At 67.1% G+C, this 7,853-nt stretch carries 8 protein-coding genes; 4 read left to right on the top strand and 4 right to left on the bottom strand.

What is annotated here, in order from left to right:
- The first annotated feature begins 973 nt into the window (after positions 1-973).
- Complete coding sequence (locus ACFQU3_RS19370) at positions 974-1,600, top strand: GNAT family N-acetyltransferase (protein WP_385912789.1); 627 nt, start codon at positions 974-976, stop codon at positions 1,598-1,600.
- A gap of 314 nt (positions 1,601-1,914) precedes the next feature.
- Here the strand turns inward: ACFQU3_RS19370 and ACFQU3_RS19365 are convergent, their stop codons facing one another.
- The 3 genes from ACFQU3_RS19365 to ACFQU3_RS19355 form a co-directional block, all read right to left on the bottom strand.
- Entirely contained in the window at positions 1,915-2,100 is a 186-nt protein-coding gene (locus ACFQU3_RS19365) for a hypothetical protein (RefSeq protein WP_385912787.1), read from the bottom strand.
- A gap of 289 nt (positions 2,101-2,389) precedes the next feature.
- On the bottom strand, positions 2,390-2,770 hold the full coding sequence (locus ACFQU3_RS19360) for a cupin domain-containing protein (protein WP_385912786.1): 381 nt from the start codon (positions 2,768-2,770) through the stop codon (positions 2,390-2,392).
- A 28-nt stretch (positions 2,771-2,798) separates the two neighbouring features.
- Positions 2,799-3,014, bottom strand: coding sequence for a hypothetical protein (locus ACFQU3_RS19355; protein WP_385912784.1), 216 nt, complete (start codon positions 3,012-3,014; stop codon positions 2,799-2,801).
- Between the two features lie 753 nt (positions 3,015-3,767).
- Here ACFQU3_RS19355 and sigJ point away from each other — a divergent pair.
- The 3 genes from sigJ to ACFQU3_RS19340 all read left to right on the top strand — a co-directional run bounded on the left by sigJ (position 3,768) and on the right by ACFQU3_RS19340 (position 5,949).
- Positions 3,768-4,664 (top strand): RNA polymerase sigma factor SigJ, encoded by an 897-nt coding sequence (gene sigJ / locus ACFQU3_RS19350; RefSeq protein ID WP_385912782.1) that lies wholly within the window; start codon positions 3,768-3,770, stop codon positions 4,662-4,664.
- Between the two features lie 136 nt (positions 4,665-4,800).
- On the top strand, positions 4,801-5,547 hold the full coding sequence (locus tag ACFQU3_RS19345) for an SDR family oxidoreductase (RefSeq protein WP_385912780.1): 747 nt from the start codon (positions 4,801-4,803) through the stop codon (positions 5,545-5,547).
- Between the two features lie 174 nt (positions 5,548-5,721).
- A complete protein-coding gene (locus ACFQU3_RS19340; RefSeq protein ID WP_385912778.1) occupies positions 5,722-5,949 on the top strand; it encodes a hypothetical protein in 228 nt (75 codons plus the stop codon).
- Positions 5,950-6,052: 103 nt separating this feature from the next.
- Here the strand turns inward: ACFQU3_RS19340 and ACFQU3_RS19335 are convergent, their stop codons facing one another.
- Positions 6,053-7,144 carry a ferritin-like protein gene (locus ACFQU3_RS19335; protein WP_385912777.1) on the bottom strand — a complete coding sequence of 364 codons (1,092 nt, stop codon included), beginning with the start codon at positions 7,142-7,144 and terminating at the stop codon, positions 6,053-6,055.
- Between the last annotated feature and the right edge of the window lie 709 nt (positions 7,145-7,853).

Below are 7,853 nucleotides of genomic sequence, written 5' to 3'. Positions count from 1 at the left end.
GCCGCAGACCGATAGTGAGCCACACCGATCGAGTTGGTGGGCAGCCGCATGGAGAGCTGCCCGCTGATCACCTAGACCGAGTCTGGCCAGACACCGGTCCTACGGGAATCGTCTAGCAGCCGCGAGTCTTCCATGCTCTGCGATGGCGTAGGCTGGCGTCCGCGCGAACTAAAGTTCAGTTGCTAGAAGGCCCGCTGCCCCGCATGAGGCGCACTCCCAGGCAAACGCCCGTCCCGTGCGTACCGACGGCTCATTCATGTGAGGACCTTCGCCCCACCTGAGTTCGCCATCGCAGTGCAGGCACTGGGACGGCACTCCCTCCGAAGGGTCCACTTCGGTGTAACCGTCCATTTCCTCAGCGAGCATTCTGTTTGCGTGACCAAGAAACTCTCGGGCGTCTTGCGGCCGCAACTCCACGGGTTCCCCCAGCGACTCACAGCGCCCATCAGAACTAAGTCCGCCAAGCCACGCCGGGATGACCTCATTTCGGTGGGTGGAGCAGTAGCCAATGACGGCCGGCCTCATCTGGAGCCTGCCATCAGAAAGCTCGATCTTGGCTCCCACGCCAAACAGTCGCGATACAGGCTTGCCACAGACCTCGCATGCGTACGTGTCGTAGACCCGGTCGCGCCATGCCGAGACTCTAGTCCCGAGCGACCTTCGGGCCGAGAACCCCCAGCAGTCCGCTCTCCGAGTTCGTCCGCTCGAGTCCCCGTGGCGCCGTGCGTATGCCGGAACGGGGGCGTGCCACTGCCCTCGCTCAACCGGGAGGTGGCAAACCCGTGTCATCCCGCCGCCAGGCGGACGTGGCCTTCAGGCATTGTTTTCCGGATCTCCGATGAGTGCGAATGAAGGTGCGTGATGCGCCGCCTCGTGCTCTACTCCCAGCTTGACGCCCGCCACTCGAGAGCGCCTGCACGGTTTCTGGGCGGCCCTGTTCCCTCAGGGCTCGTCCGGCGACCAGGGGCGCCCCGTGATCGTCGAGCATGGGCAGCTGCTCGCGGACTATGCGGGCATCTTTTGCGTGCTGCGGCATCAGACGGTGCTTGTCTCGGCGCCCCGGGCCCTGGTCGGGACGGTGTCCGGCTGGTGCCCCTCGATCGACACGGTCATGGACCCGCAGTGGTGGAGCGATCGCCTGCCCGACTGGCTTGTCCTGGGCCCGAGCGTCCACTCTTTTCTGGATCGGCCGGCCTTCCTACCGGCAGCCAGCGGGGGCATCGCCGTGCGGGCCGCGCGACGCGACGACCTCGATCGGCTCATCGACCAGGTGACGCACGCAGAGTGGGAAGAGAGCGGGTTCGCTGACGACGATGACGCGCACGCTTGGGTGGCACTCGACCAGCACGGCCGCCCCATGGCCGCCGCCAAGCTGACCGTGTTTGACGGCGTCCCCGCCGACGTCGGAGTGCTCGCTGCGGGTATCGGCCGCGGGCGTGGCTTCGCCACGGCGGTCGCTGCCACCGCGGCCAGGCACGCCGTGGCGCATCACGGCATCGCGCGCTGGCGCGCTTTGGCGACCAACGCACCGTCGCGACGAATCGCCGAGAAACTCGGATTCGAGGACGACTGCCTTCAACTCGCCATCCGCCCGGCGTAGAGCGACTCGAACTGGTTCCCAAGTACTCCCGCATGTCGTGCGCCGACGCATCAGGCATGCTGGCCCGCGGTCACAGTTGCGCCCCTTACTTGGATGTACGCGTGAGCAGGGTTTAGGCACTTCCAGACGCTCACGGCAACTCGAGGGCGGGCCACGGAGCCGCGGCCTCATAGACGAGAACGCCGCTGAGATGTTCAGGGCCGACCACCCAGAGCCAGACCTGCCTGATCCCAAGCACGCGTGACAACAGATGCCGACAGCGGCGAGGGCGCGGCACATCGCGCACAGCGACAGGACGCGGGGTCGGTGACCGCTCAGAGTCGTCTGGCCGTTCGGGAACAACCCTCAGCGGTCACCGAGCCAGCGAAATGAATCCGTTCATGGGCCGCGGAGAACCGGCCACCGTCGAGGACCGTCTCGTCGGCGGTCATCACCTCGATCGTGACCGTGCGTTTGTGCGGGTCCATCCCGATCACGATCCGCGAGACGTCTTCGTTCACCGCGTCCTCCGTTGCCCTTGAACCTGTTGGATAGTTGGGCGTGGAGGGCACCGCTACTTCGAGCAGAGCAATCCCTTCTTGAGCCTCTCCCGCCCGGCGGTGCCCGGGCGGCGCAACCCATGTGAGAGCCACACGACAAGGCGTGGGCAGCCGCGTTTGCGAGGGACGAGCCCGGGCACCTGAGCCGAGCCTGCGCAGGCACCGGCCCGGACGTCAATGAAACAAGTAGCCGAGATCAGTGCACTGTGGTCGTGGGCACGCGCAAGCTATGTGGTGACAAGCCTCTTAGTCAACCGAAGAACGCGGCTTCGACGGTCGACGGCCAAAGGCATAGCAGTCGCCCCCCATCGGGACCGGCCCGAAAACCGTGGACGGCGCCCGGAGGGATAAAGACAAAGGTGCCTGGTCCGATGCCCTCGGCGGGGTCAGTGTCGGTGTAGAAGGTGTACAGCCCTTCAAGCACGTAGAACGCCTCGGCCTCGTCGTGGACGTGAGGCGGATTGTCGAAGTGCGGCTCCTGCCACGCCTCACCGAGCGCCCAATGCCCGCCGGTCTCGGTCCGGGCCGCCTTGCGGGTGATGTGCGCCTTCAACTCGCCCATCGGCAAAACGATGCTGTCCCCGTCGGCCGGGCCGCGCATGATGACTTTCGGTGCGTCCCGCTCGTCCATGCCCAACTCCCCATCGAATGGCGGTCAGTCAGACCAAGCATGACCCTGATCCGCCCGCGACGCGAGGTTTGTTAGCCATACTCCGCCGGCGGTGAATACCCGCTGCAAGGAAATCAGACATCGATTGCTGCTCAGGCAGCCCCATGAGCGTCATACCGGTGTCGACCAGCACACGCGCCTCGGGATGGTCGATCACATGGACGTAGACCGGCATCCGCTCGCCCTCCGCGAGGAGCTCGGCCACGAGGACGGGGGTGATGGTTGGAGAGCAGACGCCACTTCCGGGCTCGCTACTCGTATGAGCTCGCGGATCACGCATCGTGCAGAGCCTGCGCAGTTTCGTCGTTTCCGGTGCAGTCGCCGCTACCCGTGGTCCAGAACGTCGCCGTGCTTGATTCGTTTCGCTTGATGTTTTCACCGCGAGGGTGGCCGCCAACACTATGACGTCGGTCTGACGAGAAAGTCATCGGCGGCGCCGGCCAGCGTCCAGGTTGCCCTCACTTTCGATGGGCTTGCACATGACCCTCATCGTGAGGCCGTCGTCGTCATCCAAGAGCCTGCGTCGCTTCGCGGATGGAGGGCTGCGGGGTGACCGCTCGCTCCACGGGACATGCCGACGACCGGATGAAGCTCCGCGCGGCCAACTGGCGTCACGGCTTTGAGGCCTGAGCCCTTCACTGCGACTGCGAGTCCTGCGCCAGCTGGCTGCGCGGCGACCACGCAATCCGAGTGCGGAGCTGACATCCACGCTGGACGGCAAGGGCGGCGGCCTACAAGCAATGAGCCCGACGTCACGGGGCGGGACGATCGCACTGAGACTCTGCATGATCGCCCGCGGGTGGCGGGCGACAGGTCGAGGCGGCCTGCGCACTGGGGGACGCGCTTCCTCACCTGGACCGAACGGCAGCCGGTGCCCGGCCGCCCAACCGTGCAATGATGCGGGCGCGAATCGGTGCACGTGAGCGGAGGCTGCGCGGTCCTCCGGCGAAGGAGAACCATGACCTCAAGCGCGGTCGACGACCCGTCTGGCACGAGTATCGACTCGGCCGTCGACGCGTTCACCGCGGCCCGCCCCCGGCTGTTCGGCATCGCCTACCGCATGCTGGGCAGCGTCGCCGAGGCGGAGGACATCGTTCAGGAAGCGTGGCTGCGCTGGCAGCGGACCGACCGTTCGGTCGTCCACAACCCTGCCGGCTTCCTCACGACGGTCACCACCCGCCTCGCCCTCAACACCGCCGACTCGGCACGCGCCCGGCGGGAGCAGTACGTCGGGCCGTGGCTGCCCGAGCCCGTCGACACCAGTGGCGACCCGAGCCTCGGCGCAGAGAAGGCGGAGGCCCTCGAGGCTGCGGTCCTGGTGCTGCTGGAGAAGCTCCGACCCGAGCACCGGGCGGCGTATGTGCTGCGCGAGGCGTTCGACTACTCCTACGACGAGATCGCGGAGATCCTGGCCACCACTCCCCCGAACGCCCGTCAGATGGTCAGCCGCGCCAGGAAGCATGTGCAGTCGAGCCGCAAGGAACCCGTCGAACCGGCCGAGCACCGGACGCTGCTCGAGGCCTTCCTCGCTGCTGCGCGAGACGGAGACCTGGAGCGGCTGGAGCAGGTGCTCTCCGCCGAGGTGGTCAGTACCTCCGACGGAGCGGGCATCGCACCTCGAGCAGCCCGCCGTCCTGTCGCCGGGCGGGACAACGTCGCCCGCTTCGTCGCCGGATGGGCGGACTGGTGGACCGACACCACCCTGACCTGGCTCGAGACGAACGGCCAGGCCTCCGTGCTCGTGAAGCGCGGTGATGCGGCACTAGCGCTGCTGAGCATCAGCAGTTCCACGTCCGGTATCGACCAGCTGCTGTGGGTGATGGCGCCCGACAAGCTCACCCACGTCCCCGGCTGACGTCTCGCGCACCGCGGACCTTCGACGCACCGTGGACCGTCTGGGGCGGGTGTCACAACCCTCAGGGCTGTCCGGTCATTGGGGGCAGAGGCGCGCAAGCCTCCTCCCATTCGACAATCCCAGAAGGGCGTAACTCATGAAGGTCGTCGTCATCGGCGGAACCGGGCTCATCGGATCGAAGCTCATCGAGAAGCTCAGCGCTCACGGCCACGACGCGGTGCCTGCCGCGCCGCAGACCGGCGTCAACACCTTGACCGGGGAAGGTCTGGCCGACGCGCTGGCCGGCGCGGACGTCGTCGTAGACGTGTCGAACTCGCCGTCATTCGCGGACGACGACGTCATGCGCTTCTTCGTCACCTCCACCAGCAACCTGCTCGAGGCCGAGCAGGCGGCGGGCGTGAAGCACCACGTCGCGCTCTCGGTCGTCGGCACCGGGTCGCTGCCGGAGAGCGGCTATCTTCGCGCGAAGGCGGCCCAGGAGGACCTGATCAAGCAGTCGGGCGTCCCGTACTCCATCGTCCGCGCCACCCAGTTCTTCGAGTTCACCAAGGCCATCGCTGACGCGTCCACCATCGACGGCAAGCTCCACCTCGCGCCGGTGCACTACCAGCCGATGGCGTCCGACGATGTCGCGTCCGCCGTCGGAAGGGCGGCAGTGGGTGCGCCGCTGAACGGCGTCAAGGAGATCGGAGGCCCCGAGAAGGTGAGGATGGACCAGTTCATCGCGGCCGTGCTCGCCCAGACCGACGACACCCGGAACCTGGTCGTCGACGAACACGCCAGGTATTTCGGGACCGAGCTCGCGAACGAGAGCCTGGTGCCCGGTCCTGGTGCCGAGCTCGGCTCGATCTCGTACGAGGTCTGGGCCAAGCAGTCCGCCTGACGCTCGCCCGACTCCTGGGTCGACTCCTGACCCTTGCGACGCTGGGTTCCGCCTTTCCGAGGTGGGACCCAGCGTCTTGCTTCCGGGGCTGACTTCGACGAAGTCCTGTCGGGTCGCCGCGACCGTTCTGGGGTCGCCGTGTCACACATCTGGGTCGTCGTCGGTCATAGGTTCATGACCAACGACCCGAACGGCCCCGCCCTCCTCGCCATCGCCAAGGAGGCCCAGGTCGAAATCCTCGCCGCCGAGACCGTCGCAGCGGCGGGTGCGCCGCTCGACGATGCCGCGAGCTCCTTGGCCACGGCCGACCTCGGCTACTACGAGGCCGAGCTGCGCAGCCTCCGCGACGCGGCCACGAGGCTGAACGAGGCGGAGCACTCACCTGAACGGACCACGCCCTAGATCACCAGCCGCGCTGGTCGTGCTCGTCGCACGGCCAGCGCAGCGGATGGTCGATCGACCTCGGCACGGTGACGTTCCGCCGTTGCCGGCTACTGCGCGAGGCTCACGGTCGATCGTCGGCCTGGACGTACTCGAAGGTGGGTCCCGCGGTGAAACCGTCCCCCAACGGCATCTGCAGCAGGGCTTGAACCTGTGACTTCAGGCCGAACATGGCCCCAGTGGCCCTGCCGAGCATGGACGGTTCACCGTTGAATGCCTGCTCCAGCATCGAGAGCAGGGTGCAGTATGCGGCGTTGAACGCCTGCTGTGCATCCCGCACGTCGGTGCCCGCCTGGGAGTCGGCGCCCGCCGCCTGGGATTCGGCGATGGTCGGGTTCGGCCGCATCGGATGCACCGCGTCCCAGTCGACGTGGACGGCGTGTCCCGTGGGTCCGGACTGGGGGGTGTCGCCCGGCTGGTAGTGCCGACCCAGCTTAAGCTCTTGGAACCGGTAGTAGTGGGCGACTTCGTCGCGATCGGAGTGGAACATCTGCCGGTCGCCGTCCCAGACGTCGCGCTGGGCTGCTCCCTCACCCTGCTCGACGATCTCCTCGAGCGCTTCGAGGGCGGATGCCAGGTCGTGGACGGCGACGATCCGGCCCGACCCGCCATAGGGGTAGGCAGCGGTGATCTGCCGCTGGGGATCGCCGGTGAAGACGACGGCCTCGCCGAGGTCTGAGCAGAGGCCCCGAAGGCCGTCCTCGATCGCTTGGTAGAACTGCCCGATGGTCTCGTACCCGTCGCCCTGCGGTGCCGCTCCCCGGGCGGAGGGCCGCTCGATCTCGAGGAACATCTCGAGTGCTGGCGCTCCAAAGGGCAGGAGCTCCATCCGGAAGGACTGATCACCGTGCGGAAGGGTGCGCGGGTACCCGGGGAGCAGGTGAGGAGCGTCGAGCACGGGCTTCCCGCCGACGGCGTTGAGAAGGTTGGCCGCCAGCGTGAGGTGCAACATCTCCTCCACGAAGACGCTCTGGACCACCTCGACTGCCTCGGGATTCCGAGCCGCGTCGAGGGAGTAGAGCGCGCACAGGTACGGCGGAAGAGTCGAGTGCTCCAGCTCGATCGCCCACTGGAGGTGCGCACGCAGGTCATCGACCGAGTCGATGCGGTGGTTGGGGTCGTTGTTCGCCTGGACGTTCTGGATGCTCGTCGTCATGCCGGTCCTCAATCGAAGGAGTTAATGGGGTCAGACCCTTCTGACCGGATCGGGTGCCCTGATGTGACAACCTGGCCCGCGCACCAGCGAGATGGGGTGACCGCTGACCACCTTCTTGTCGGGGGCCAGGCGCACTCTGATCGTCAGGCCGACCAGCGCCGAGGTGGCGGCTGCCACCGAGATTGCGGCCAGCACACACGCGCTCAGGCCGGGAACGGTGCAACCGCATCTACCAGGGCAGCCGAAGCAGCTCGACCACGACGATGCCGACCGCGACCGCGACGGGAACGGCGACCGACGCGGCCCAGCGCGCTTCTCCCGACACCGGGATCAGGAGTCTCAGCACGACAACGATGAGGAAAGTAGCGGACGCGGCATGGTCGCTGAGGCCAGGCCGCGGGCTTGGCGCTCTTCCTTGCATCCCTCGCCCTGTACTGGTGGCCCGCCCGTAGACGCGCGACTTAGGCACGCGCGAAGCGCGGGCTGGGCAGCGATCTGTCACAGCGCACTCAGGCCGGATCGCGCGAAGCCGGCGGGGGTTCTGACTCCAGGACCCGTGGACAACGCCCCGTGATGCTTGACTCGCCTCGTGGATACCGCGGACCTGGCAAAGCTTGCGCCAGAACTGATGGCGAGGCATCCGGGACACATGTGGTATGTGCAATCAGCCGGCGGTCCGCGTAGGAACTTCACGCCGAGGTTCGGCTCA

This window comes from Terrabacter sp. GCM10028922, assembly GCF_042666095.1.
Classification (GTDB): domain Bacteria; phylum Actinomycetota; class Actinomycetes; order Actinomycetales; family Dermatophilaceae; genus Terrabacter.
Note: the sequence above shows the minus strand (reverse complement) of the source record. Positions and strands in the feature narration are given on the sequence as shown.